The organism is Deinococcus metallilatus (assembly GCF_004758605.1).
In the GTDB taxonomy this organism is placed as follows: Bacteria; Deinococcota; Deinococci; order Deinococcales; family Deinococcaceae; genus Deinococcus; species Deinococcus metallilatus.
Map to the genome: position 1 here is coordinate 783,116 of NZ_CP038510.1, position 26,452 is coordinate 809,567.

Annotated in this window: 22 protein-coding genes and 1 CRISPR repeat array; of the genes, 16 read left to right on the plus strand and 6 right to left on the minus strand. The window is 67.0% G+C overall.

What is annotated here, in order from left to right; all coding sequences use genetic code 11:
* Positions 1-32 precede the first annotated feature (32 nt).
* The 12 genes from E5F05_RS03490 (at position 33) to E5F05_RS21150 (ending at position 13,114) form a co-directional block, all read left to right on the plus strand.
* Complete coding sequence (locus tag E5F05_RS03490; RefSeq protein ID WP_129117270.1) at positions 33-1,628, plus strand: tetratricopeptide repeat protein; 1,596 nt, start codon at positions 33-35, stop codon at positions 1,626-1,628.
* 59 nt (positions 1,629-1,687) lie between these two features.
* The gene (locus tag E5F05_RS03495) at positions 1,688-2,737 is read left to right on the plus strand and encodes a helix-turn-helix transcriptional regulator (RefSeq protein WP_129117271.1); all 1,050 of its coding nucleotides are present in this window, start codon (positions 1,688-1,690) and stop codon (positions 2,735-2,737) included.
* Between the two features lie 148 nt (positions 2,738-2,885).
* Positions 2,886-5,204 carry a CRISPR-associated endonuclease Cas3'' gene (locus E5F05_RS03500; RefSeq protein WP_164973296.1) on the plus strand — a complete coding sequence of 773 codons (2,319 nt, stop codon included), beginning with the start codon at positions 2,886-2,888 and terminating at the stop codon, positions 5,202-5,204.
* Between the two features lie 23 nt (positions 5,205-5,227).
* Positions 5,228-6,001, plus strand: a complete 774-nt coding sequence (gene cas5c / locus E5F05_RS03505) for a type I-C CRISPR-associated protein Cas5c (protein WP_129117273.1) — start codon at positions 5,228-5,230, stop codon at positions 5,999-6,001.
* Entirely contained in the window at positions 5,986-7,980 is a 1,995-nt protein-coding gene (cas8c, locus tag E5F05_RS03510) for a type I-C CRISPR-associated protein Cas8c/Csd1 (RefSeq protein WP_129117274.1), read from the plus strand. Before cas5c ends, cas8c begins: the two co-directional genes overlap by 16 nt.
* A 2-nt stretch (positions 7,981-7,982) precedes the next feature.
* On the plus strand, positions 7,983-8,975 hold the full coding sequence (gene cas7c, locus E5F05_RS03515) for a type I-C CRISPR-associated protein Cas7/Csd2 (RefSeq protein WP_129117275.1): 993 nt from the start codon (positions 7,983-7,985) through the stop codon (positions 8,973-8,975).
* Positions 8,976-8,978: 3 nt separating this feature from the next.
* Positions 8,979-9,617: a CRISPR-associated protein Cas4 gene (gene cas4, locus E5F05_RS03520; protein ID WP_129117276.1), complete on the plus strand. Its 639-nt coding sequence runs from the start codon at positions 8,979-8,981 to the stop codon at positions 9,615-9,617.
* The gene (gene cas1c, locus E5F05_RS03525; RefSeq protein ID WP_129117277.1) at positions 9,614-10,642 is read left to right on the plus strand and encodes a type I-C CRISPR-associated endonuclease Cas1c; all 1,029 of its coding nucleotides are present in this window, start codon (positions 9,614-9,616) and stop codon (positions 10,640-10,642) included. Before cas4 ends, cas1c begins: the two co-directional genes overlap by 4 nt.
* Positions 10,643-10,649: 7 nt before the next feature.
* Positions 10,650-10,943: a CRISPR-associated endonuclease Cas2 gene (cas2, locus tag E5F05_RS03530; RefSeq protein WP_171029480.1), complete on the plus strand. Its 294-nt coding sequence runs from the start codon at positions 10,650-10,652 to the stop codon at positions 10,941-10,943.
* Positions 10,944-11,124: 181 nt separating this feature from the next.
* Positions 11,125-11,951: direct repeats of the CRISPR family, unit length 37 nt; unit sequence GTTGCAGCCGTCCTTCGGGGCGGCTGAGGATTGAAAC.
* A gap of 145 nt (positions 11,952-12,096) precedes the next feature.
* The gene (locus E5F05_RS03535; protein WP_129117278.1) at positions 12,097-12,381 is read left to right on the plus strand and encodes a type II toxin-antitoxin system HigB family toxin; all 285 of its coding nucleotides are present in this window, start codon (positions 12,097-12,099) and stop codon (positions 12,379-12,381) included.
* A gap of 57 nt (positions 12,382-12,438) precedes the next feature.
* Complete coding sequence (locus E5F05_RS03540) at positions 12,439-12,870, plus strand: helix-turn-helix domain-containing protein (protein WP_129117279.1); 432 nt, start codon at positions 12,439-12,441, stop codon at positions 12,868-12,870.
* Between the two features lie 70 nt (positions 12,871-12,940).
* A complete protein-coding gene (locus E5F05_RS21150) occupies positions 12,941-13,114 on the plus strand; it encodes a hypothetical protein (RefSeq protein ID WP_164973297.1) in 174 nt (57 codons plus the stop codon).
* 268 nt (positions 13,115-13,382) lie between these two features.
* Here E5F05_RS21150 and E5F05_RS03545 read toward each other — a convergent pair whose 3' ends face one another.
* The 6 genes from E5F05_RS03545 to gcl all read right to left on the minus strand — a co-directional run bounded on the left by E5F05_RS03545 (position 13,383) and on the right by gcl (position 20,834).
* On the minus strand, positions 13,383-14,183 hold the full coding sequence (locus tag E5F05_RS03545) for an IclR family transcriptional regulator (protein ID WP_129117280.1): 801 nt from the start codon (positions 14,181-14,183) through the stop codon (positions 13,383-13,385).
* 58 nt (positions 14,184-14,241) lie between these two features.
* On the minus strand, positions 14,242-15,780 hold the full coding sequence (gene aceB / locus E5F05_RS03550) for a malate synthase A (protein ID WP_212744541.1): 1,539 nt from the start codon (positions 15,778-15,780) through the stop codon (positions 14,242-14,244).
* 226 nt (positions 15,781-16,006) lie between these two features.
* Complete coding sequence (locus E5F05_RS03555) at positions 16,007-17,284, minus strand: glycerate kinase type-2 family protein (RefSeq protein WP_206732972.1); 1,278 nt, start codon at positions 17,282-17,284, stop codon at positions 16,007-16,009.
* Positions 17,285-17,286: 2 nt separating this feature from the next.
* Positions 17,287-18,183, minus strand: a complete 897-nt coding sequence (locus E5F05_RS03560; protein ID WP_129117282.1) for a 2-hydroxy-3-oxopropionate reductase — start codon at positions 18,181-18,183, stop codon at positions 17,287-17,289.
* Entirely contained in the window at positions 18,180-18,983 is an 804-nt protein-coding gene (hyi, locus tag E5F05_RS03565; RefSeq protein ID WP_129117283.1) for a hydroxypyruvate isomerase, read from the minus strand. The genes E5F05_RS03560 and hyi overlap by 4 nt, the downstream gene beginning before the upstream one ends.
* A 72-nt stretch (positions 18,984-19,055) precedes the next feature.
* The gene (gene gcl, locus E5F05_RS03570) at positions 19,056-20,834 is read right to left on the minus strand and encodes a glyoxylate carboligase (RefSeq protein ID WP_129117284.1); all 1,779 of its coding nucleotides are present in this window, start codon (positions 20,832-20,834) and stop codon (positions 19,056-19,058) included.
* Between the two features lie 808 nt (positions 20,835-21,642).
* Between gcl and E5F05_RS03575 the strand changes: the two genes are divergently transcribed.
* The 4 genes from E5F05_RS03575 to allE are packed head-to-tail and all read left to right on the plus strand — an operon-like array spanning position 21,643 to position 26,415.
* Positions 21,643-23,025: an aldolase/citrate lyase/malate synthase family protein gene (locus tag E5F05_RS03575; protein ID WP_129117285.1), complete on the plus strand. Its 1,383-nt coding sequence runs from the start codon at positions 21,643-21,645 to the stop codon at positions 23,023-23,025.
* Complete coding sequence (locus E5F05_RS03580; protein WP_129117286.1) at positions 23,022-24,281, plus strand: allantoate amidohydrolase; 1,260 nt, start codon at positions 23,022-23,024, stop codon at positions 24,279-24,281. The genes E5F05_RS03575 and E5F05_RS03580 overlap by 4 nt, the downstream gene beginning before the upstream one ends.
* Complete coding sequence (locus E5F05_RS03585; protein WP_129117287.1) at positions 24,281-25,645, plus strand: allantoinase; 1,365 nt, start codon at positions 24,281-24,283, stop codon at positions 25,643-25,645. The genes E5F05_RS03580 and E5F05_RS03585 overlap by 1 nt, the downstream gene beginning before the upstream one ends.
* Positions 25,642-26,415: a (S)-ureidoglycine aminohydrolase gene (allE, locus tag E5F05_RS03590; RefSeq protein WP_129117288.1), complete on the plus strand. Its 774-nt coding sequence runs from the start codon at positions 25,642-25,644 to the stop codon at positions 26,413-26,415. The genes E5F05_RS03585 and allE overlap by 4 nt, the downstream gene beginning before the upstream one ends.
* Positions 26,416-26,452 lie beyond the last annotated feature (37 nt).

The window sequence follows — 26,452 nt, forward strand, 5'->3', positions numbered from 1 at the left end:
GCGGTGCCGGTCTGCGGGTGGGAGAACGCGCCGTGAAAATGCCCGAGATGGTCCGGCACATCCAGGGCCTGCTGACCGTGGAGGCGTGGGAGGCGGCCCGCCTGCACCTTCTGGCGGGCGCGCGGGGCGCACGGTCGAGACAGGACGGAACACTGCTGGGAAACGTGGCGCGCGAGGTTCCACGTTCCCTGTGGCGTGAACCGGGGTGGCGCCGTTCCCTGGCCTGGGCCGCTTACCGGGCGGGCGACGTGCCCCTGATGCGCGAACTGCTGACGGAGGGAGCAGATGGCGTGGAGGCGTTCGGGGCCTTCCTGGCCTGCGCCGGGGGACGCTGGACCGAGGCGCTCGCACTGGCCGGGGTGGGACTGGCGGGCCCGGACCCCGCCGTGGCCGCGCGTTTCCGGGCACAGGCGCTCCTGCGCTCCGGGTCAGAGGGATGGCGGGAGGCGTACACGTCGGCCCTGCACGTCGCCCGGGGGCGCGACCGCGCGCTGGTGCGGCTGGATTACGCGGTGGCCCTCGCCTGGGCGGAGGATGACGTGGCAGCCCGGCCCGAATTTGCCCAGGCGGCGGTGGAACTGGTGGGCGACATGTGGGGCCTGGCCTTCGCGTGGTCGAGTCTGGGCATCACCTGTCTGCGGCTGGGCGACCTGGTGGGGGCGGAGCGGGCGCTCAAGCAGGCCCAGAAGGCGGCGGGCAAGGAGGCGACCGGACAGCATCTGATGACGGTGCACCTGGGCCTGGGCGGCATCTACCGCGCGCACGGCGAGTTTCCCCGGGCACGCTGGGCCTTTCGGGAGGCGGGCCGCCTGGCCGTGGGGACAGAAGACCGGGTGGTGGCCCTGCTGGGCGAGGCGCGCACGCTCGCCCTGTGGGGCAGGCCGGACGAGGCGCTGACGGTGCTGTACGACGCGGCGGGGCAGGCCGGGATTCTGGACCCGGAGGCCGGAAACCACCGCGTCTTCGTGGAGATCGCCGCTGTCCGGCTCCTGCTGAACGACGAGGAGGGAGCGCAGGCGGCCCTGGCCCGCGCCGGTCAGGTGGTGCGTGATGATCTGCGCCTCGCCGGGGTCCTGCGCGCGGAATTGCGGCGGCGGCAGGGCCACCCCGAAGAGGCCGCCGCCCTGCTGGGCACGCTCAGGATGCGGCCCGCCTGGGCGGCGGAGATGGCGCTGCTGTTCCCGCCGCTCTTTGCACTGCTGGACGTGACCACGCGCCTGCCGCCCTGGGTGGCCGAAGTGAACGCGGACGGCCCCGTGACCGTGCGGATGCACGGCGAGCCGCTCCCCCTGCGTGCCGCGCGGCCCGAGGCGGCGCTGCTGGTCATGCTGGTCATGCACGGCGGAAGCCTCGGGCGCGAGCGTCTTCAGGAGGAACTGGACCTGCCGGGCCGCGACGAGAACGCCCGCCGCAAGGAACTCAGCCGCGCGGTCGTGGCCCTGCGCGCCGCCCTGGGCTGGCCGGAGGCGGTGACGACCGGGGGCAGTATGGTGGTCCTCTCGGACGAGGTGCAGTGGCGGCTGCACTTGCCCCCGCCGGAACGCGCCGACCTGTTCTGCGAGGGCCGCCTCGACCCCTGGGTGAATGCCTGGCGAATTGACAACGCTCCACTCATCAAACTGGAGTGATGTGAGGCCAGAGAAAATCCTGCGACAACCCGGCGACAGCCTTGCGGCACTCTACGGGCATGGCACCCGCAGACCTCAGCAAGGCCGAGCGCCTCTTCCGTATCGCGCGGCTGCTGCGCGAAGGGCAACTCACCGTCCGCGACCTCGCCGCGAAGCTGTTTCCTGCCGCCAGCGTGGGGGGGGAGGGCTGGGCGGGCATCGAGCGGGCCCTCCAGCGTGACCTGCTCGACCTGGAGCGGCTGGAGCCGGAGGACTTCCAGCGTCTGCCCGGACGTCCCCCCCGCTATACCCTGCGGACGCACCGCAGCACCCTGCACCCCGTTACGCTGCTCGCCCTGCACGCCGCCGCCCGGCTGATGTACCACCGCGCGCCCGGCCACCGCCTGCACCATCAGGCCGCGTTGCGCCAGCTCACGTCCTGGCTGCCCGAGCAGGTGCAGGGCGTGGTGGGCCGGGGAATACAGGACATCGGCAAACGGCGCTCACGCGAGGACATCAATCTGGAGCACGCCTGCGCCGCCTGGACGGGCGGGCATCCCCTGCGCTTCGAGTACCGGAAACCCGGCGGAAGCGGCCGCGCCCGCAGCAACATCATCGAGACGTACCTGATCGAGGCCCATCCCAGCAACCTCGACCTGTACGTGATCGGGCGGGAAACCACCTACCACCACGCGGTCCGCACCTTCAAACTCTCGCGCATGAAGGCCCTGCATGTCCTGCGCGACCAGACGTACACGATCCCCGAAACCTTCGACCCCACCGCCTTCCTGCACGGCGCCTGGGGCGTGGTGGGTACCGGGGGCAACGCCACCATGACCGTCCACCTGCGCTTTCGCCACGACGCCGCGTACCGCATTCTGGAAGGCGGCTACGCCAACCTCAGCGAACCGTACCTGAATCCCGACGGCACCATCGACACCACCGTCGAGGCGCCCCTCGACGCCAGCGGTCTGCCCCGCGAACTGCTCCCCTGGATTCTGGGCTGGGGACCGCGCGTGCAGGTCCTCGGTCCGCCCGAACTGCGCGCCCACTGGCAACGCGAACTCCGCGCCGCCGCCGAGAACGCCGACACCGAACCCATCCCGTTTACAGCAGGAGGCGCGGCATGACGGCCCACAGCTTCATGGGCCACAGTCCCAGCGCCGAGAACCCGGAGTGGCAGACATGGAGAGACGTAAGAGGACTGAAATAGCTGTTTCTAGAGACTCTACGCTGAAAAGTCCCATTCAAGACAATGAGATCAACAAGGGGATTTTTATGACGATGTATTACGGCCACACGTTTAAAGGCGACAAGACCAAACAGCGGTGGCAAACGATGCGCGAGCACGCGCTGAATGTGGCTGGCCGGGCCTGTGAACACGCGGAAGCATTCGGGGAGAAGAAACGTGCCCACCTGGCGGGCCTGCTCCACGACCTGGGGAAATATGGTGACCTGTTCCAGAGACGGTTGGAGGGCGAGGGAAGCGGGTTCGATCATTGGTCGGCGGGGGCCTGTTTCGCCAAGCAGATTTACAAGGATGGCGCGCTCGCCCTCGTGATCCAGGGGCATCACATCGGCTTGCAGAAGGGCGATGGAGACACACTGGACGAATTGGCCATCGCCCGGTTGCAAACACATCACCCCTTGGAACTCAGGCTAACGGAAACGGACCTGAAGTTACTCGCCAGCCGCCTGCTGGCAGATGTGGAGACGCTGCCGCCGGGTGCTGGCAGGCAGGCGAAATTGAACATCCCTCAGGGGGCCGCCGACATGCTGGATACCCGGATGCTCTTCTCGGCGCTGGTCGATGCCGATTACCTGGATACCGAGCAGGCGATGCGGGAAGATGGTGCGCCGCCCAGACCGCATGGGCCAAGTCTGGATGCCGTCCGGGCACTGGCCGCCCTGGAGCGTCATCTGGCTACCTTAAATGCCGACGAGCGCGTGCCCGAGCCAACCCGTACTTTACGTACCGACCTGATGAATGCCTGCCACGCCTCAGGCGAGCGTGATGGACGTCTCTGGACCCTGACTGCACCGACGGGCAGCGGAAAAACGCTGGCCATGCTGCGCTTTGCACTCACGCGGGCGGTCCGTGAGCAGAACGCGGGCCGACCCCTCCGGCGCATCGTGGTGGTCTTGCCCTTCCTGAGCATCCTCGATCAGACCGTGCAGACGTACCGGGAGATTTTTAGCGAGGCCGAGTTCGGGCCGCATTTCGTGCTGGAACACCACAGCCTCACGGGCACACGCACCGATCCGGGCCAGGACGGGCGCGATGACGGCGAAGGGGCCAATAATAGACGAGAGGCGCAGTTGCTCACGCAGAACTGGGACGCGCCTATCGTGATCACCACCAGCGTGCAACTGCTGGAGAGCCTGCACGCCAACCGGCCTGGCGCGTGCCGTAAACTTCACCGCCTGGCGGGCAGCGCCCTTCTGCTCGATGAAGTGCAGACACTTCCGGCGGCGCTGGCAGTTCCGACCCTGAAAACCCTGTCGCGCCTTGCGTCCGAGAAATATGGCGCGGTGGTGGTCATGGCGACGGCCACACAACCCGCTTTCGACACCCTCGACGAGAAGGTACGGCAGAGTGAACCCGAGGGGGCGGGCTGGCAACCGCAGGAGATGGCCCCGCCCGAACTGCGATTGTTCGAGCGTTCCAGGCGGGTGCGCCCGGTCTGGAACCTGGACACGCCCACAACCTGGGAGGAGGTGTGCGACTGGGTGAAGGCTGAACCCCAGGTGCTGTGCATCGTGAACATGAAGGCCCATGCGCTGGAACTCGTGAAGGCGCTCCAAGCGCAAGGGGTCAGGCACCTCAAGCACATCTCCACCTCCCTGTGCCCAGCCCACCGGCGCAAGGTGCTGGACGAGGTCCGGCAAGCCTTGAGGCCGGAGCGCGAAGGGGGCGGGCAGCCGTGCCGCGTGATTGCCACACAGTGCGTCGAGGCAGGCGTTGACCTGGACTTCCCGAAAGTCTTCCGGGCGCTTGCTCCTCTCGATGCCATTGCCCAGGCAGCGGGCCGCTGCAATCGGCACGCCCGGCGTCCGGAGGGCGAACTGCGAGTGTTCCTGCCGGAAAAGGAAAGGTATCCCACTTCCACTTATGGCCGAGCGGCGCAGGCGGCCCGGAATATGTGGAACGCGGGTGGCCTCGACCTGGACGATCCGGGCACCTTCCGCCGCTTCTACGCGCAGCTCTGGCAATACGAGAAGACCGAACAGGAAGAACTGGCCCGAGCCATCCAGGTTCAGGACTACCCGGAAGTCGCCCGCCTCTACCGCCTGATTCCCGACGACAGCGTGAATGTGGTGGTGCCTTACGGGGAAGGCCTGGCCCTGGCCGAAGAGGCCATGCGTGACGGCATCACCGTGGAATGGATGCGCCGCGCCCAGCCGTTCACCGTCTCCGTCTTCCGGCGGCGCGACGGCACCCTGCCGCCCCACTGCGAGCCTGTCAACTTCAGGCCCCGCAAAGGAGGCCAACCGCAGCCAGCCGAGGACTGGTTCATCTGCCGCCATACCAAGGCTTACGACGAACTGTTCGGGTTCCTGCCGGACGGCGGTGGAGCCGACTGGTACTCTCTCTAGCTCTCTTCCCAAGAGGAGGTTTCATGATTCAAAGTAGACCGTCCACCTCAGCGCGGACCTTCACCCTGGAGGTGTGGGGCGATTACGGGTGCTTTACGCGACCGGAACTCAAGGTCGAACGGTTCAGCTATCCCATTATCACGCCCAGTGCCGCCCGCGCCATCTACGACGCGATTTACCTGGAATTCGACAAACGCACGGGTCGCCCCGCGCACCGCTGGGAAGTCAGCCGTGTCGAGGTGCTTTCCCCCGTGCGCTACGTGGCCCTGATGCGCAACGAGGTCAAGGAGAAAATCAGCACTGCCAGCGTGAAGAAGTGGATGCAGAACCCTGCCCTCACCACGCCGATCTATGCCGACGCCACCAAGGAAGACGCCGGAACGGACACCAAGGGCCGCACGCAGCGGCAGACGATGGCCCTGAAGGCCCCCCGTTACCGCCTGCACGCCCACACGGTCCTGTTTGACGAAAATTTCGAACTGCGCCAGAAAATCGAGCGGAGCTTCGAGCGGCGCGGTCAGTGCATCTACCAGCCTTACCTGGGCTGCCGCGAGTTCACCGCCGCGTTTGAACTGGTGGACCGTCAGCAGCCCGGTCTGTTGCCACCACAGCTCCACGACGAGGAAATCGGCTGGATGCTGTACGACGTGTTCGACCTGAGCCGTCCCGGCGGGAACAGCGACGACGCCGCCGTGAGTCTATTCGAGGCGAGCATTCGAGCCGGAGTGCTGGAAGTGCCGCCCTATGCGAGTGACGCGGTGCGGAAACCGGGGGTGGCCGGATGCTCGGCGCACTGATTCGGCAGGCGGAACGCGCGGGCCTGGTGACGGAACCGGGATTTGCACCGAAGGAATTGCGTTGGCTGGCACAGCTCTCGGGCGAAAGGCTTACGGGCGTGCTTCCTCTCAGCGACGGCAGAAAGGGGCTGACTTTCACGCGCTGTCCGGAGATGGGGCAGCCGGAAATGATGGCGTTGCCGAGGGCGCTGGGTCAGGCGCAGGCCGCGCACTTCCTCGCGGATACCTGCGGTGTGGTGGCGCTCCTCCCCGCGACCGACAAGGATGGCAAGCCCAAAACGGACGACAAGAGTCTGACCGAACAGACCCGGAATGCTGACAAACATCAGACCTTTCGAGCCTTGCTGCAGAGAGCGTCAGAGAGCCTGCCGGAACTTGGAGCTGTGGCTTCAGCCCTCGAGGACCCGGAGCAACTGGCCTGGCTGCGGGCTGAGCTTCTCCGGCAGGGGGCCAAACCTACCGATAAAATCAGCTTCGAGGCGGACGGGCTAAACCTGCTGGAGAGTTCCGACTGGCATGACTGGTGGCGCAGCTTCCGCCGTGAGACGTTCGGGCGTACAGGTAGAAACGAGGGCGGCGGGATGCTCGACCTCACCAGCGGCGAGCGGATCATGCCCGCCAATACCCACCCGAAACTCGGCAAGTTGGGCGTCGGAGCTATTGCGATGGGGGCATCCCTGGTCGGCTACGACAAGGAGGCGTTCACCTCCTACGGCTTTGCGGCGGGCGAGAACGGGGCCGTTTCCGAGGACAACGCCGCTGCTTACCATGCCGCACTCGACAACCTGCTGGACACCGCGCCCATTCTCGGGCAGATGAAGGTGGCGGTCTGGTTCGACCACCGGCAGACCGAAGGTCAGGTGCTGGTGAATGCCCTGGTCGACCCCCCCTCGCTGGCTGAGGTGACCGAGGAATTCTTCAGTCTGGACGACTTCGACCCCGAAGAGGAGGTCAAGGCCGAGCAAACGCCGGAGCAGCAGGCGGAAGTGGCCCGGCAGCGTGCCCGGAAGCTCCTGACCGCCATCCGCAAGGGGGAGGAACCGGACAGACTCACCGCCCGTTACTTCGCTTTGGCGATCAGTGGCGCGAGTGGGCGCGCAATGGTACGCGATTGGCACACCGGCAGCCTGGAAAGCCTGGCGGAAGCGGTGGTGATGTGGTTTGACGATCTCGCCATCACCAGTCTGAGTGGCAAACGCGCGAACCGCCCCGGCCTGATGCGGCTGCTGATGTGCATTCAGCGGCCCAAGAGCCAGGATACCAAACTCGACGATTACCTCAAACCCGTTCGGAACCTGCAACTTCCCCTGTGGCGGGCGGCCCTGGACCCCGGCATGCCCCTTCCTCTCTCCGCCATCAGCAAGGTCATGGAAGCGCACAAGGCCCACGTCATGACGGGAAAGTTTACCGAGGCCCTGAGCCGGGAAGGCAGCAACGACGAGAAGGGCCGCGTCTACGCCCGCATGGCCCTAATCCGCGCTTTCCACAACCGCAAGGCCAGAACTCAAGGAGGCTATCTGATGTCCACCCATGTCGACCTGAACCATCCCAGTCCCGCCTACCACTGTGGGCGCCTGATGTATCTGCTCGCCAACCTGCAGGAGGCCCAGGGCAGCGAAATCAACGCGGGCGTCGTCCAGCGGTACTACGGCGCGGCAAGTGCCACACCCGCCCTGGTCCTGGGCCGCCTCACCCGTCTGAGTCAACATCACCTGTCAAAAATCGGACGTGATCGCCCCGGTCTCGCCTTCACGCTGGAGCGCGATATCGCGCAGGTGTGGACGGCCCTGGGGAAAGACCTTCCGCGGACCCTGACACTGGAGCAGCAAAGCCTCTTCGCCCTGGGCTATTACCAGCAACTGGCCGCGTACAGCACCGAGCGACAGGAACGTGCAGCGGCCAAACGCGCCGCTGAAGGCCAGGCTGGCCTTTCTGATACCGCCACCCCCGAAGTGACCTCTACCGAAAAAGGAGCCTGATCATGACCCAGACCGCACTGACCACCGGACCCATCCGCAACCGCTACGAGTTCCTGCTTCTGTTCGATGTCGAAAACGGCAATCCCAACGGCGACCCCGACAGCGGGAACGCTCCCCGCGTTGACCCCGAGGACGGGCATGGCCTGGTGTCGGACGTCGCCATCAAGCGCCGCATCCGCAATTACGTGCAGGCGGCAGGCGAGAACATTTTCATCCAGCACGGCACCAACCTGAACCGTGAGATTTTCCGCGCCCGGACGGAGACAGGTGGCAGTGGCAGGTCGAAGGCCGAGGTGGACAAGGCCCGCGCCTGGATGTGCCAGCAGTTTTACGACGTCCGGACCTTCGGCGCGGTCATGAGTACAGGCGCGAACGCCGGTCAGGTGCGCGGCCCAGTGCAGGTGACGTTCGCGCGCAGCGTTAACCCGGTGTTCGGCCTGGAGGCGAGCATCACCCGCGGTGCCGTCGCGGAGGACGTGAAGAACGCCAAGACCGTGCAGGACTTTCTCGACTGGGAGGCCAAACAGGACGAGGACAAACTCCGCACGATGGGCCGCAAGAGCTTCGTGCCCTATGGACTGTTCGCGGCCAAGGGGTTCGTCAGCGCACACCTGGCGGAAGGCACCGGCTTCAGCGAAGCCGACCTGAAGTTGCTGCTGGAAGCCCTGCTGAACATGTACGACCACGACCGCAGCGCCAGCAAGGGCCTGATGAGCAGCCGCCGCCTGTTCGTGTTCCGGCATGTGGGGACGGACAGCGACACTGCACAGCGTTCCCGTCAGGCGAAGTTGGGCTGTGCCCCCGCCCACAAACTGCTCGACCTGAACGAAATCGTCACGGTGAAGCTGAAGGACGAGGGCAAACCCGCCCGGAGGTTCAGGGATTACGACGTGCATGTGGATCGGACGAAACTACCCGCCGGTGTCGAACTTCTCGACCTCGACGGCTGGGACACTGCTCAATTCGAGAACGGCTGGCAGGGACGCCAAGAGTGAGCCGTGAGTGAAGAGCCGATTCCTCTCTCCGGCCTCACCCACTACGCCTACTGCCCCAGGCGGTTCGCGCTGGTGCATGTCGAACAGGAGTGGTCGGAGAACGCGCTGACCGCGCGGGGCAAGCAGCAGCACGAACGGGCGCACGGGGGCGGCAGCGAGGAACGGGACGGCGTGAAGACGCTCCGCGCCCTGCCCCTCGTATCGCGCCAGCATGGCTTCGCGGGCGTGGCTGATGTGGTGGAACTGCTGCCCGACGGTTCCCCACGCCCAGTGGAATACAAATCCAGCCGCATCCCCAAAACCAACAAGCCGGGCCACCACGCCGAGGACGTGCAACTCTGCGCCCAGGCCCTCTGCCTGGAAGAGATGTTCGGCGTCAGCATCCCGGAAGGCTTCATCTACCACGTCGCCAGCCGCAAACGGCGCGAGGTGAAGTTCACGCCGGAACTGCGGGCGGCCGTGCTGAGGGCGCGCGACGGGATACGCGAGCTGCTGCGGACCCGCGTGCTGCCCCCGCCCGCCGCCGATGACCGCTGCCAGTTTTGCAGCCTGTTCGACGCCTGCGAACCCTTCGCGCCGCGCGACTTTCCGCCCGGTTACGACCCCTTTTCGACCGGCATGGACGACCCGAGGTTTGCATGAAGCATCTGCTGAACACCCTGTACGTGCAGACGCAGGGCAGTTACCTGCGACTGGAGAACGACAACGTGCGCGTGGACGTGGAAGGGCAACCCAAGAGGATGCTGCCCCTGCACCACCTTGACGGGGTCGTCGTGTTCGGAAACGTGCTGATCAGCCCGTATCTGGTCCAGAAGCTGGGGCGCGCGCACAAGCCGATCACCTGGCTGACCGAGTGGGGGCACTTCACGGCCCGCACCGAGACGCCCGTCAGTGGAAACGTCCTGCTGCGCGTCGCCCAGCACGCCTGCACCTGCGACCCGGCGCGGACGCTCGCCGTGGCGCGGTATGTCGCGGCGGGCAAACTCCAGAACCAGAAGACGACGCTGCTCCGCTCCGCCCGTGAGGCCGCCGAGGAGGACGCCCCCGCCCTGCGGCAGGCGGCGCGAGACATCAACGCGCAGATCGCCGTGCTGCCCCTCGCGGAGACGGTGGACGAGGTGCGCGGCATCGAGGGCACCGCCGCCCGCGTCTACTTCGAGGCGTTCAGCCTGATGCTGCGCGTGAACCGCGACTTCTTCTGGCTGGGCGAACGCACCCGGCGACCCGCCCGCGACCCGATCAACGCGGTCCTCAACTACGTGTATACCCTCCTCGCGGGCGACTGCGCCAGCGCCTGCCAGACAGTGGGCCTCGACCCGCAGATCGGCTTTCTGCACGCCCTGCGCCCCGGACGGCAGAGCCTCGCCCTCGACCTGATGGAGGAACTGCGGCCTGTTGTCGCGGACCGGGCCGTCATCACCCTGATCAACCGCCAGCAACTCACGCCGCGCGACTTCACGCTGCACGAGGGCCGCACCGTCACCCTCACCGAGGACGGCAGGCGGACCCTTATCAAACACCTTCAGGAACGCAAGGGGGAGGAGGTTCACCACCCGCTGACCGGGCGCAAGACGCCCATCGGCCTGATTCCGCACGTTCAGGCCCGCCTCCTGGCCCAGCATTTGCGCGGGGACCGGCCCCACTACCCGCCTTACCTGCACCGTTGAGGGCTGCATGATCGACCTTCTGATCACCTACGACGTTTCTACCGAGACTTCCGCCGGACGCAAACGCCTGCGCCGCGTCGCCAAAGTCTGTGTGGCGCACGGCCAGCGCGTGCAGAACAGCGTGTTCGAGGTCAGCGTCACCGACGTGCAGCTCCTCGCGCTGCGCGACAGACTGCTTCAGGAAATGGACCCGACCGAGGACAGTATCCGCATTTACCGCCTCCGCCAGCCGCGCGAGAAGTTCGTGGAGGCCTTCGGACGCGACCAGTACCGCGACCTCAGCGCGCCCCTCATCCTGTAAAGCCTGCGCGAACTCCCTGTGACAAACAACAGCGGGGGAGGTTCGCGCGCTCCAAAAGTCCGGCCAGGACGCGCCGCATGACAACGATAATGGGCGCCGGAAGCCGCCGCTTGCCGCCAGGAGCGAGGTTCGCGCAGAATACGAAATGGAACGCGGGCTGGAAGGCATTCAGTTCGTATCCGTTGCAGCCGTCCTTCGGGGCGGCTGAGGATTGAAACACTCTCGCTGTTGGTGGCCTGTTTGGGCTGCTGCGCGGTTGCAGCCGTCCTTCGGGGCGGCTGAGGATTGAAACTGGTGTGTGCAGGGTGACGGGCTGGGGGTGACGCTGTTGCAGCCGTCCTTCGGGGCGGCTGAGGATTGAAACTGGCCGGGTAGTGCGCGAAGGTCGCGCCGGTTCCCGTTGCAGCCGTCCTTCGGGGCGGCTGAGGATTGAAACAAGTTCATGCTGGCGAAGGCGCCCGACACCTGGGTGTTGCAGCCGTCCTTCGGGGCGGCTGAGGATTGAAACGTCCTCGACGCGCTTGGGGCCGACCGCGAGCGCGTTGCAGCCGTCCTTCGGGGCGGCTGAGGATTGAAACGGGCATCGGCACCTCTGAGGGGAGTGTGGGGGCGGTTGCAGCCGTCCTTCGGGGCGGCTGAGGATTGAAACAATAAGTCAGCAGCGCGCTGAGCTGCGCCCCTTGGTTGCAGCCGTCCTTCGGGGCGGCTGAGGATTGAAACAGGACGCTGGGCAGGCCACCTTCTACCGTGCTCCCAGTTGCAGCCGTCCTTCGGGGCGGCTGAGGATTGAAACGCAACAAGGCAGGAGCGAACCATGAGCCTCACCGCGTTGCAGCCGTCCTTCGGGGCGGCTGAGGATTGAAACGCTTTCTCTGCAGGTGACGGCGTACCCCGGCACGGTTGCAGCCGTCCTTCGGGGCGGCTGAGGATTGAAACTTGCCGATGTTGGTGCCGGACTTGCTGCGAGTGACGTTGCAGCCGTCCTTCGGGGCGGCTGAGGATTGAAACCATAATAGGTGTTACGGGGAAGGCATCCCAGACCGGAGCAGCCTCCAACAACCCTCCAGCTCCGGTGGCCGCAAGGGAGATCCGGGAATCAGGCTAGTATGCGATACTTGCATTTTATGTAGAAAGCGCATAAACTCCTCTTGGTATGAATGTGCTTGCCAGACGGACTCTGCTCAAATTTGCCGAGCAGTACCCTGAAGCCCGCGAAGCTCTCCTCGCCTGGGAAACCCTGGCGAGAAAAAAGAACTTCGCCTCGTTCGCGGAAGTGCAAGAAGCCTTCGCTACGGCCAGTTGGGTCGGCCCCGACTACGTGGTGTTCAACATCAAGGGCAACCACTTCCGCCTGATCACTACCGTGGATTTCACTTACAAGATGATCCGGGTCAAGGAGTTCATGAGGCACTCGGATTACGACAAGTGGAAGCCCTGAACCGAACTGAATGCCTGGCCCGATCGGCGGGCCACCCCCTCGGGGGAGGTGAACTGAATGTCTCTCAACATCAAGAACTTTGAACGCGCAGTCGCGGCCCTGACTGAACTCCCAGAAGCCGCCCTGGACCTGCTGCGCCCCATCACCACCGAGGAAGCCTATGATCAGGCACTCGAGATGGTGGACCGCCTGAGCCGCATCGTGGCAGGCGACCCCCACCACCCGCTCGGCCCGGTCTACGCGACCCTCATTGAGCACATCGCCCACTACGAAGAGGAGGTCTACCCGGCCGAACCGGTTCCCCCGCACGTCATGCTCGACTTCCTGATGGATCAGAACGGCGTCCGTCAGAGCGATCTCGCTGAGAAACTCGGCGTGGATCAGAGCAATGTCAGCCGCCTGATCAACGGCAAAAAGACCTTCACCGCCGACCTGATCAAGCAACTCAGCCAGATTTTCAAGGTGCCCGCCACCGTGTTCCTGGCCTGAGCGGCAACCGGACATTCATACCAGCCCCCGCACGGCGGGGGTTTTTCCATTCCTCCTGTACGCTGTTCCCATGACGCTGGAGCTGCTGGCCGCGAACCTCGATCTCCAGGCCCGCGCCGATCGGCTGGCCGCCCTGGAACCGGAGGCCCTGCGCCGCGAGGGCCTGCGTGCCGCCCGCGACCGGGACGTGGACGCGCTGTGGAGGCGTACCTCGTCACGCGCGGGGGCCGGGGCGCGCGCGTGAGCGTCAACACACTGGAGTCCTACCGGATCGGGGTGCAGGTGCTGCTGGACTGGGCGGGACCGGCCGGGGTGAGCCTGAATAGGTGTTACGGGGAAGGCAGCCGGAATGGGGTTGCAGCCGTCCTACGGGGCGGCTGAGGATTGAAACGGCGTTGATACCGTTCGCGTTGCTCACGACCTCGTTGCAGCTGTCCTTCAGGATGGCAAGGGTCAGAAAAAAAGTGCGCCCAGAAGCGCACTCTTTCGTCAATTGTCCTCGATCTCGAGGCCTATTCCCACCCCAGCCGGGCCGAAACCTGATTCGCGGCCCGGTTCATCCGCTCGGCCACATCCTTGATCTGCTCGCGGGTGAAGCGGGAGGTGGGCGCGGAGATGCTGAGGGACGCCACGACCTGGCCCGACTGGTCCCGGACCGGCACCGCTACGCAGCGCACGCCCAGTTCGCGTTCCTCGTCGTCGAGGCTGTAGCCCTGCTCGCGCACCCGCTCCAGCTCGGCCAGCAGCGCCGGGAGGGTGGTGAGGGTGTGGGGCGTGTAGGCCGCATACGGGCCTTCGCCCAGCTTCTGGCGGGCATCCTCCGTGGGCCGCCAGGCCAGCAGCGCCTTGCCCACGCCCGAACAGTGCAGCGGCGCGCTGTCCCCCAGGTGCGCGAACATCCGCACGAGCTGGCGCCCCTCCACCTGATGCACGTACACCGCCTCGGTGTCGTACAGCACGGCCAGGTTCACCGTCTCGTTCAGCTCCTTCACCAGGGCTTCCATCTCGGGCTGGGCCGCACCCAGCAGGCTGTTGCGCTCGGCAAAGGCCAGGCCCACCTGATAGGCGCGCAGGCCCACGCTGAACATCCCGGTCTGCTCCTCCCACTCCACGAAGCCCTGTTGCCGCAGCGTTTCCAGCAGGCGGTAGGTGGTGCTGACAGATAAGCCGACCTGCCGCGCAAGCTGGCTGAGGGGCGCGCGGCGCAGTTCCTTCAGCGCCAGCAGGACCGTCAGTCCGCGCTCCAGGGTACGGACGCTGCTCGTTTCGCCGCTGCGGGTGCGGCCGGGTTTTTGGCGTGCGGGCGTGGTCATAGCAGTCCTGGGAGAAGGTAGCGTGTCAGCGGCCGGGGAATTGTCCCCCAGGCCAGACTCAAGCGAGTTCCCGGTAGGCGGGCAGAGTCAGGAACTCGGCCAGCGGCGAGCGGGTGGAGATGTCCTTGAAGAGCTTCCCGGCTTCGGCGTAGTCGGGGCCGAGCTTGCCCAGTTCCTCTTCGAAGAAGGTGTCGAGCAGTTCGGGCGTGAGGGTCCGGCCATCTTCCAGCTTGACGCCGTTGTGCAGCCACTGCCAGAGCTGCGCGCGGCTGATCTCGGCGGTCGCGGCGTCTTCCATCAGGTTGTGGATCGGCACCGCGCCCCGGCCCTGGAGCCAGGCGGCGAGGTACTGCGTCCCCACGTCGATGTTCGTCCGCACGCCCGCCTCGGTCACGATGCCGTCGGGCGGGGTGAGGAGGTCCGCCGCCGTCACCTGGAGGTCCGCCTGCTTGCCCGAATCGATCTGGTTGGGCGTGGGCATCAGCTGGTCGAAGACCTCGGTGGCGAGCTGCACCATGCCGGGGTGCGCCACCCAGGTGCCGTCGTGGCCGTTCGTCGCCTCGCGCTCCTTGTCGGCGCGGACCTGGGCGAAGGCGCGCGTGTTGGCCTCCGGGTCGTTCTTGACGGGAATAAAGGCGCTCATGCCGCCGATGGCCGGGGCGCCGCGCCGGTGGGCGGTCTTGACGGCAAGCTTGGAGTAGTTCGACATCATCGGGACCGCCATCGTGACCTGGGCGCGGTCGGGGAGAATCTTGTCGTCGCGGTTACGGAACTTCTTGATGTAGCTGAAGATGTAGTCCCAGCGCCCGCTGTTCAGGCCCGCCGAGTGCTCGCGCAGCTCGTAGAGGATCTCGTCCATCTCGAAGGCCGCCAGGATTGTCTCGATCAGGACCGTGGCGCGGATGGTGCCGCGCGGCACGCCGAGGGTGTCCTCCGCGAAGGTGAACACGTCGTTCCACCAGCGCGCTTCGAGGTGGCTTTCGAGCTTGGGAATGTAGAAGTAGGTGCCGGTGCCGCGGTTCAGGCGCTCCTGCATGTTGTGGAAGGCATACAGGCCGAAGTCGAAGAGGGGGCCGCTCATCGTCTCGCCGTCCACGGTGACGTGCTTCTCGGGCAGGTGCAGGCCGCGCGGACGCACCAGCAGCATGGCCGTCTGGTCGTTCAGGCGGTACTGCTTGCCGCCCTGGTCGAGGCTGATCTCGCCACGCACCGCGTCACGCAGGTTGATCTGGCCCTCGATCATGTTCTCCCAGGTAGGGCTGCTGGCGTCCTCGAAGTCGGCCATGAACATCCGCGCGCCGCTGTTGAGCGCATTGATGATCATCTTGCGGTCCACCGGACCGGTGATCTCCACACGGCGGTCTTGCAGGTCTTCGGGCAGGGGCGCGATCTTCCAGTCGCCCGCGCGGACGTCCGCCGTCTCGGGCAGGAAGTCGGGCAGCTCGCCCGCGTCCAGCCGCTTCTGCCGCTCCTCGCGGGCCGCCAGCAGTTCGCGGCGGCGGGCATCGAAGCGCCGGTGCAGGTCGGCCACAAAGGCCAGCGCCTCGGGCGTCAGGATCTCGGCGTAGGCCTCCTGAACGGGAGCGTTGATCGTCATGCCAGCGGGGAGTTGCAGGGTCTGAGTCACGGGGAGTCTCCTGGGGGAACGAGGCTTGCGGACGGAAATTTCACCTGATGAAGCTTATTTCCATTTTAGCGGAGACAGGACCAAGGGGAAGCTCAAAAAGCGTCTCTTTGTGAGTAACGCCGCAGTCTCCCCCAGGACAAGACGGCTGCCCCCCTGCTCCCGCCGGGCCAGCCGTCTCTCGCTTCATTCAGAACCCCTATTCGACGTAAATCGCGCGGTAGTCGTTGAGGTTATGCCCGCTGGGACCGGTGATCAGCGCGTCCCCCAGCGCCGCGAAGAAGGTGCCCGAATCGTTGCGTGCGAGGAAGCCCCGAGGGTCGAGGCCCGCCGCCCGCGCACGTGCCAGGGAATCCGGGGTCAGGAACGCTCCCGCCGCGTCGCTGTTGCCGTCGATGCCGTCCGAACCGGCGGAGAGGGCATAGACTCCCCGTTCCCCCAGGTCCTCCAGCAGCCAGAGCGCGAACTCCTGATTGCGCCCGCCGCGCCCCTCGCCACGTACCGTGACGGTCGCCTCCCCGCCCGAGAGCAGCACCAGCGGTCCGTGGAAGGGCGTGCCGTAGTCGCGGATACTCTCCACCAGCGAGGCGTGGAATCCGGCCAGGTCGCGCGCCTCGCCCTCAAAGGTGTCGGAGAGGATCACCGAGCGGACGCCCTGTTCCGTCAGGAACGCCTGCGCCGCTTCCAGCAGCACGCGGTTCGAGCCGATGATGATGTTCTCGACGTGGGGCAGTTCGCCGGGTTTGGGCGTCTCGGCCAGTTCGCCGCGTGCGCCCGCCTCAAGGTGCGCGCGGGCCTCCGGGGCCTCGATCCCGTAACGGTCCAGCACGGCCAGCGCGTCCGCGAAGGTGGTGGCGTCGGGCACGGTGGGGCCGCTGGCGATCACCGAGGGGTCGTCCCCGATCACGTCGGAGATCAGGAGGGCACGCACCTGAGCGCGCGTCGCCTGCGCCAGCCGCCCGCCCTTCGTCTGCGAGAGGTGCTTGCGGACGGCGTTGATCTCCTCGATGGCGGCCCCGGCGCGCAACAGGTCACGGGTGAGCGCCTGCTTCTGCGCGAGGGTCACGCCCCAGGGAGCACTCAGCAGCGCACTCCCGCCACCGGAGACGAGGACGAGGAGTTGCGCCCCTTCCGGCAGCTCCCGCACCCGCGCGAGTGCCTGCTCGGCGGCCCCGGTGCTGTGCTCGTCCGGCACGGGATGGCTGCCGGGCAGCACCTCCGCTCCTTCCGGCGCGCTGAGGTCCAGCGTTCCGCGCGGCGGCACCGCCAGGCCCGGCACGCCGGGGTAGGCTTCCAGCGCCGCGCGCAGCATCGGCAGCGCCGCCTTGCCGAAGGCCAGCACGAAGTCGGGGCGCGGCCCGGTCAGGTAGGGGGCCAGGAGGCGGGCGGGGGCCACCGCCTCCAGCGCCGAGCGGTAGCTGTCGGCCAGCAGCGCCCGCATGTCCGTCGCGGCTGGAGCCTTGCCCGGCGCGCTCATGCTCAGTCCAGCCCGGCCAGTTGCGCGTACAGCGCCGCGAGGCCCGAGTGGTCGAGGTCGCCCATGCCCTGCGCGATCATGCTGTTCATCAGCTCCGCCACCCCAGCGGTAGCGAAGAGCGGCACGGCCTGCTCGCGGCCCGCTTCCAGCGCCAGGCGCAGGTCCTTGCGGTGCAGGTTGATGCGGAAGCCCGGCTTGAAGTTGCCGTCCAGAATGCGCTGCCCGTGCAGGTCCAGAATGCGGCTCTGCGCGAAGCCGCCGAGCAGCGCCTCGCGCACCTTCGCCGCGTCCACGCCGCTCTTGCGCGCCAGGGTGAGCGCCTCGGCCACCGCCTGGATGGTCAGGGCCACGACGATCTGGTTGCAGATTTTCGTCACCTGACCCGCACCGGGGCCGCCGATGTAGACGATGTTCTTACCGACGGCCTCGAAGATGGGGCGGGCGCGTCCGAAGGCGTCCTCGCTGCCGCCCACCATGATGCTGAGGGTGGCCTGCTCCGCGCCGACCTGACCGCCGGAGACGGGGGCATCGAGCGAATCGGCCCCCTTCGCCTTCAGTGCCTCCGCCACCTTGCGGGCGGTGCTGGGCGCGACGCTGCTCATGTCGATGTAGAGGCCACCCGCGCGCAGCCCTTCCGCCACGCCGTTCTCGCCCAGCACGACTTCTTCGACCTGCGGGCTGTCGGGCAGCATCGTGATCACGATGTCGCTCTGCTCGGCCACCTCGCGGGCGGTGCGGGCCACCTTGGCACCCTCGGCGGCCAGCGCCTGTTCGGCTTCGGGGCCGCGGTTGTTCACCGTGAGGCCGTAGCCCGCCTTGATCAGGTTGCGGGCCATCGGGAGGCCCATGATGCCCAGGCCGATAAAGCCGATGCGTTCCTTTTGCGTCCCCGTCGTCATGCCTGCACTCCTTCCTTGAGGCTCGTCATCCAGCCCAGCGAACTGACCGTATCCCCCTCGGGGATGTATTCCAGACCCACGTACCCGTTGTACCCGGCCTGATCGAGTGCCGCCAGCACGAAGGGGTAGTTGATCTCCCCGGTGCCCGGCTGGTGGCGGCCCGGCACGTCCGCGAGCTGCACATGGGCGATCCGGTCCTGAAGACGGCGGAAGGTGTCGAGCAGTTGCCCCTCGGTGCGCTGCTGGTGGTAGAGGTCGTACTGAATCTTCAGGTTGTCCGCGCCCACGTCCTCGATCAGGGCCGCCGCCTGGTCGGGCGTGCGCAGGAAGAAACCGGGGATGTCGTGCGGGTTGATCGGCTCGATGAGGAGGGTAACGCCCACGCGGCCGAGTTCCTGGGCGGCGTAGCGCAGGTTCTCCACCAGCACGCGGCGGGCTTCCTCGGCGTCGGCCCCGGCGGGGAGCTTGCCCACCAGGCAGTTGACGAGGGGCGGCGCACCGTCATTCCGCAGCGCCTCCACGTAGGTCAGCGCGCGGGTCACGCCCTGCCGGAACTCCTCCTGACGATCAGGCAGCACCGCGATCCCGCGTTCCCCAGCCTCCCAGTTCCCGGCGGGCAGGTTGAAGAGGACCTGCTTCAGCCCATGCTGCTGAAGCTGCGCTCGCAGTTCCTCCGGCGAAAAGGGATAGGGAAACATGTACTCGACGGCATCGAAACCCGCCTGACGGGCCGCGCCGAAGCGTTCCAGAAAGGGCACTTCCTGAAACAGCATGGTAAGGTTGGCAGCAAATTTGGTCATAGGTACCTCATAGGCGTTAGGGATTAGGGATTAGGCTTTTTCCTAACTCCTAATTCCTAACCCCTAACTCCTTCAGTCCAGCAACGCAATCGCCGTCGGCGCATCCTCTTTGGCGTTCTCGGCCAGTTCCTCGAACTCGGTGATGTTGTTGATCTCGGTGCCCATGCTGATGTTGGTCACGCGCTCCAGGATCACTTCCACCACCACCGGCACGCGGTATTCCTGCATCAGGTCGCGGGCCTTTTCGAAGGCGGGCAGGATGTCGTCGGGCTTGAAGACACGCAGCGCCTTGCAGCCCAGGCCCTCCACCACCTTGAGGTGGTCCACGCCGTAGCCGTTCACCTCGGGCGAGTTGATGTTCTCGAAGGAGAGCTGCACCTGGTAGTCCATGTCGAAGCCGCGCTGCGACTGGCGGATCAGGCCCAGGTAGGAGTTGTTTACCAGCACCTGGATGAAGGGCAGGTTGAACTGTGCGCCCACCGCGAGTTCCTCGATCATGAACTGGAAGTCGTAGTCGCCGGAGAGGGCCACGATCTCGGCGCCGGGCTTGGCGGCGGCAACCCCCAGCGCGGCGGGCACGGTCCAGCCCAGCGGCCCGGCCTGACCCGCGTTGATCCAGTGGCGCGGCTTGTAGACGTGCAGGAATTGCCCGCCCGCGATCTGCGACAGGCCGATGGTGGTGACGTAGGTCACGTCGCGCCCGAAGGCCTTGTTCATCTCCTCGTAGACGCGCTGGGGCTTGATCGGCACGTTGTCGTAGTGCGTCTTGCGCAGCATGGTGCGCTTGCGCTCGCGGCACGACTCGGCCCACTCGCCGCGGTCCTTGAGCTTCCCGGCGGCGCGCCACTCGCGGGCCACCTCGACGAAGAGCTGCAACGCGGCCTTGGCGTCACTGACGATGGCGTAGTCGGGGCCGAAGACGCGCCCGATCTGGGTGGGTTCAATGTCCACGTGGACGAACTTGCGGCCCTCGGTGTACACGTCCAGGCCCCCGGTGTGGCGGTTAGCCCAGCGGTTGCCGATGCCCATCACGAAGTCAGAGGCCAGCAGGTTGGCATTGCCATACCGCTGCGAGGTCTGGAGGCCCACCATGCCCACCATCAGCGGGTGGTCGTCGGGGATGCTGCCCCAGCCCATCAGCGTGGGAATGACGGGCACACCGGTCAACTCCGCGAACTGTACCAGCAGGTCCGAGGCGTCCGCGCCGATGACACCGCCGCCCGACACGAGCAGCGGGCGCTCGGAGGCATTGAGCATGGTCATCGCCTTTTCGACCTGGGCGCGGGTGGCGAGGGGCTTGTAGATCGGCAGCGGCGCGTAGGTTTCCGGATCGAACTCGATCTCGGTCATCTGCACGTCGAAGGGCAGGTCGATCAGCACCGGGCCGGGGCGACCGGAACGCATCACATGGAACGCCTGCTGGAAGACATAGGGGACCAGGGCGGGTTCGCGCACCGTCACGGCCATCTTGGTGACCGGCTTGGCGATGCTCTCGATGTCCACCGCCTGGAAGTCTTCCTTGTAGAGGCGGGCGCGCGGGGCCTGACCGGTGATGCACAGGATCGGCACGGAGTCGGCAATGGCCGCGTACAGGCCGGTGATCATGTCCGTCCCGGCGGGGCCGCTGGTGCCGATGCACACGCCGATGTTCCCGAATTTGGCGCGGGTGTACCCGTCGGCCATGTGAGAAGCCCCCTCGACATGGCGGGCCAGGATGTGGTTCACGCCGCCGACCTTGCGCAGCGCGGCATACAGCGGGTTGATGGCGGCTCCGGGTACCCCGAAGGCGGTATCCACACCCTCCAGGCGCATCACATGCACGGCGGCCTCGACCGCGGTCATTCTCGGCATCTTCCTTTCCTCCTTGCCCAGCAGCGTAAGTGGCTTTTTCGCTTTTGTCAACCTGTAGAAGCATTTTTCATTCTTAGATAAATAGCTCCGGCTTTGCCGACCGTTCCCACGTGACGTGTCTCTGCGACGGCAGTCGTCCCAGCCCTCTTGACCGGTCAGTGGCCCAGAGGAAGGGGGGCAACCGCCAAGTCCGGTTTTGGCTATGCTCGTCCTGGTCAACCCCTCAGTCAGCTTCGCTGACAGCTCCCCTCAAGGGGAGCCAGGAAGCCGTTCGCCCTCCAGAAGGCCATTTCTGCTCCTCCCTTTGAACGTTCGATGCGCAATAGAAACTTGTTGTCTGGGATGGGCTTTTTTCTCCCTCCCCCCTTGAGGGGGACTCGTAGAGCTGCTTGCAGAGGGCTGGGGAGGGGGTGGCGGGCGCAACTCGCTCTCCTGTCAGACGAGAAAAATCGCCCTGCCCGCCCGACCTGTAATTGCACAGCAAGCGTCTTGAGGGGCGGTGGCCCGCAGGGCCGAAACTCGCAGAGCGGCGTAGCAGAGGGGTTCAGCCGGGCCTGTGCGGACTCGGCGCCTTTGCGGTGGCCCTGCCCTCCCCCACTTTCCCGGGGACAACAAGACGAGGGAGTGGTAGGATCGTCACAGGTAGTTCGACATCTATATTTTACTGTTTAAAAAACTTCTTCGTCCTTTGACAAATACCAGCGGACGTGTTACACCTTCCATAACAGCCTTTGCCCCTGTCCGCCGCCATTCCTGCGGGAGACACCCCGAGTTCCGCCCACCCGCAGGACCACATCTGGAGACACCTGTGACCACATCCGGTACTGACCTGCACCACACGCTCCAGGGCCTCTTCGCGGAGCGTCGGCGCGCTCTGCTCGCTGGCCGCCAGAACGACTGGGCGCCCGGCTTCGACCCCCGGACGGCCGCCATCCGCCAGGCCGACTGGCAGGTGGCCCCCCCGCCCGCCGAACTGCGCGCCCGCCTGGTCGAGCAACTGGTGGAACCCAGCGACGCGGCGGCGATTCAGGCGGCCCTGTCTGCCGGTCCCGACGCGCTGATCTTCGATTTCGACGACACCTTCGCCCCCACCCCGGAGAATGTCCGCGCGGGGCACGCGAACCTGCGGAACGTGCCCAGGGCGGGTGGCCCCCTCCCGATGACGCGGCCCCGGCCGCTCTACATGGAGGACGAGAACGGGCAGAGCGCCAGCCTTCAGGACCTCGCCGCCTATGTGGAGGCGTTCGCGGACCGGGAAACGCTCTACGTCTACATTCCCAAGCTGGAATTCCCCGCCGAGGCCGAGTTCTGGAACGACCTGCTGACCGAAACCGAGCGGCTGGGCGGGCGCCAGCCGGGCAGCATCCGGGTCTGCATTCAGATCGAGACGCTGCCCGGCGCCTTTTATGCCGATGAATTGCTGTATGCGCTGCGTGACCGGGCCTTCGGGTTGAACGCGGGGCGCTGGGACTACGTGTTCAGCGCGATCAAGTGGCTGGGCCAGGACCGCCGCTTCTGCCTGCCCGAGCGCGGCGAGCTGAACATGGGGCAGCCGTCCATGCAGGCCTACGAGCAGAACCTGGCGCGGGTGTGCGCCCGCCGGGGGGCGCAGGCGATTGGCGGGACAGCGGCCCTCGCCCCCGATCCCGCCGACCCCGAACCCGCCCTCGCGGTGGTCCGGGCCGACAAGGAACGCGAGGCGTCGCAGGGCTACGTGGCGGCCTGGGCCGGGCTGCCGGGCCTGATTCCCACCGTCCGGGCGGTGTTCCAGTCCGCGCCGCCCGCCTCGCCGCCCGCGCCCCGGACTGAAGAGGAGGTCGCGGCGGAACTGCTGGCCTTTCCCCGCGCGGAACAGGTGCCGCTTTCCGCCGTGCGCGAGGCCGTCGCCGTCACCGTGACGTACTTCCGGGCCTGGCTGGCGGGGCAGGGCTTTATCGTGCGGAACAATCGGGTGGAAGACACCGCGACCGCCGAACTCGCCCGCGCGCAACTGTGGCAGTGGGTGCAGCACCGCATCCCTCTGGATGACGGCGAGGCGCTCACCCCGGAACGCTTCGAGGCGCTGCTGGCCGAGCAGGCGGACGGGCAGGAACCGGCCGCCCGGCTGCTGCGCGCGCTGGTCCTCCCCGAAAGCTGCCCGCCCTTCTTTCCCGCCACCGCCCGTTCCCTCCACGAGGTTCCGCTCGCATGACCACTTCCCAACCGCTGAACGAACTGGACTGGACCGACCTGGCCGGGCGCACCCTCGCCTGCTGCGCCGACATCGCCGCCTGCACCGAGGAACCCGGCCAGATCACCCGCACCTTCCTCTGCGCGCCCATGCACGACGCCCACGCCCGGCTGGACCGCTGGGCCGCCTCCCTGGGCCTCCAGACCCACGAGGACGCCGCCGGGAACTGGCGCGCCACCCGCCGCAGCGACCGGCCGAACGCCCGCACCCTGGTCATCGGCTCGCACCTGGACAGCGTGCCCAACGCCGGGGCCTACGACGGCGTGCTGGGCGTGGTGCTGGGCGTGGCGCTGCTGGACGCGCTGAAGGACACCCGGCTCCCCTACCACGTCGAACTCGTCGGCTTCAGCGAGGAGGAAGGCGTGCGCTTCAGCGTGCCCTTCATCGGCAGCCGGGCGCTGATCGGGAACGCGGGCGAGCTGATGACCGTGACGGACGCGCAGGGCAAGAGCGTCGCGCAGGCCATCACCGAGTACGGGCTGGACGTGGCGCAACTGGCCGACGCGCAGCTCAAGGCCGACGTGCTGGGCTACCTGGAGATGCACATCGAGCAGGGGCCGGTGCTGGAGGCCGAGGACCGCTCGCTGGGCCTGGTGAACGCCATCGCCGGACAGTCACGGCTGAACCTCACCTTCACCGGCAAGGCCAACCACGCGGGCACCACCCCGATGTACCTGCGCCGCGATGCGCTGACCGGGGCGAGTGCCTTCGTGCTGGCGGTGGAAAACCTCGCCAAGAGCACGCCCGGCCTGGTCGCCACCGTCGGCTCGCTGAAGCCGCTGCCGGGCGCGGGCAACGTGATTCCCGGCGAGGTGCAGCTCACGCTGGACATCCGCCACGCGCGGGACGAGGTGCGGCTGGGGGCGCTGGACCAGCTCCTCACCATCGCGGGGCAGATCGCGGAGGAACGGGGCCTCACCTTCGCGCACGAACTGCGGATGGAGGAACACGCCACGCCGATGGACCCCGCCCTGACCGCCCTGCTGGGTGAAGCCCTGGCTGCCGAGGGGCAGGTGGCGACGCCGATGGTCAGCGGCGCGGGGCACGACGCGATGCTGGTCGGGCAGGTGTGGCCCGCCACCATGCTGTTCCTGCGGAGTCCCGGCGGCCTGAGCCACCACCCCGACGAGGCCGTGCGCGAGGAGGACGTGGAGGCCGCGCTGCGCGTCGGTACCCGCTTCCTGAAACTGCTCGCCGCGCAGGAGGAGGCCCGCTGATGTACGACCTGCTGGTGCGCGGTGGGCAAGTGGTGCGCGAGGGGGGCGTGGAACAGGCCGACCTGGGCGTGGTGGAGGGCCGCATCGTGGACGTGGCGCCTGAACTGGGCGGCCCGGCGCGTGAGGAACTGGACGCGCGGGGGCTGCACGTCTTCCCCGGCGCGGTGGACATCCATGTTCATTTCAATGAACCGGGCCGGACGGACTGGGAAGGGATTTCTACCGGCAGCCGCGCGCTGGTGGCGGGGGGCGGCACGGTCTTCGCGGACATGCCGCTCAACAGCACGCCGCCCGTGCTGGACCGCGCCACCTTCGAGGCCAAGCGGCAGGCGGGCGAACGCGAGTCCTACGCCGACTTCGCGCTGTGGGGCGGCCTCACCCCCCGCAACATGGACCGGCTGCCCGAACTGGCGGGGGCGGGCGCGGTGGGCTTCAAGGCGTTCATGAGCCACAGCGGCCTGGAAGAGTTCGAGTCCCCCGACGACTACACGCTCTACGAGGGGATGAAGGCGGCGCGCGAGCTGGGCCTGATCGTCGCGCTGCACGCGGAGAGCGACTCCATCACGAGCGGCCTCGCCAGACGGATTCGCGGGGAGGGCGGCCGGGGTGTGCGCGACTACCTGCGCAGCCGCCCCGCGATTGCCGAGGTGGAGGCCGTGAACCGCGCGCTGCTGCTGGCCGAGGAGACGGAGGCGAAACTGCACCTCGTCCACCTCTCAACCGGGCGGGCCGTCGCCCTGGCCGCCGAGGCCCGCGCGCGCGGTGTGAACGTGAGCATCGAAACCTGCCCGCACTACCTGATGTTTACCGGCGAGGACATGGAGCGGCTGGGCGCGGTACTGAAGTGCGCGCCGCCGCTGCGGGACACAGCGGAAGTGGACGCGCTGTGGACCGCCATCCGCGAGGGCCGCATCGACACCATCGGCTCGGATCACTCGCCCAGCACCCTGGACCTCAAGACCGGGGAGGACTTCTTCAGCATCTGGGGCGGGATCGCAGGCGTGCAGTCCACTCTCGCCGTCCTGCTGACCGAGGGCCGGGAGCACGGCCTCTCTTTGCCCGACATCGCCCGCCTGAGTGCCCGCACGCCCGCGCGGCGCTTCGGCCTCGCCGGGAAGGGCCGCCTGGACCCCGGCGCGGACGCCGACCTGGTGCTGGTGGACCTCGATACCGAGTGGGTCCACACCACAGACGACCTGCACACCCGCTGGAAGTTCAGCCCCTACGTGGGCCGGACCTTCCGCGGCCAGGTGCGCCGCACGCTGCTGCGCGGCCAGACGGTGTACCAGGACGGCACCTTCCCCAACCCGCCCCAGGGCCGCTTCCTGCGTCCCGCTCCCGTTCCCCAGGAGGAAACCGCTTGAACCGCCAACCCAGCCTGCAACAGCTCGGCCAGACCCGCAGCGTCGTCAACCAAGAGTACGCGCTGCTCACGCCCGAAACCTTTATCCGCACCACCGTCGCGGAGTGGAAGAACACGAGCTGCATCGTCCACATCGCCCCGGTGATGGGCTTCGGGACGCGCTTCACGCAGTTCACCGCCGAGATGCAGCCGGGCGCCGAGGCCAGCGCCCCGCCCGCGGGGATTCAGCGTTTCGTCTTTGTGCTGGACGGCGAGGTGGAGCTTTCCGTGAACGGCGAGACGCACCGCCTCGGTGAGTACGACTACGCCTACCTGCCCGCCGGGATTGACCACACGCTGCGCGCGCAGAACGCGGCCCGGGTGAGCGTGTTCGAGAAGAAGTTCCACCCCCAACTGGAAGGCCTGCCCGCGCCGGAAGTCTTCATCGGCAACGAGCGCAAGGTGGAGGGCACCGAGTTCGAGGGCGACCCCGGACTGATCGCGCGCAAGCTGCTCCCCGACGAGGCGCAGTTCGACTTCATCGTGACGACCATGAGCTACGCGCCGGGCGCCACGCTGCCCTACGTCGAGATTCACTACATGGAACACGGCCTCCTGATGCTGGAGGGCGAGGGCATCTACCGCCTGGGCGAACGCTACTTCCAGGTGACGCAGGGCGACGTGATCTGGATGGGCGCGCACTGCCCGCAGTGGTACGGCGCGCTGGGCAAGACGTGGAGCAAGTACCTGCTCTACAAGGACATGAACCGTCACCCGCTGGAGATCAAGTGACCCGCGCCGCCGACCCGAGAGGAGCCGAGATGACCAC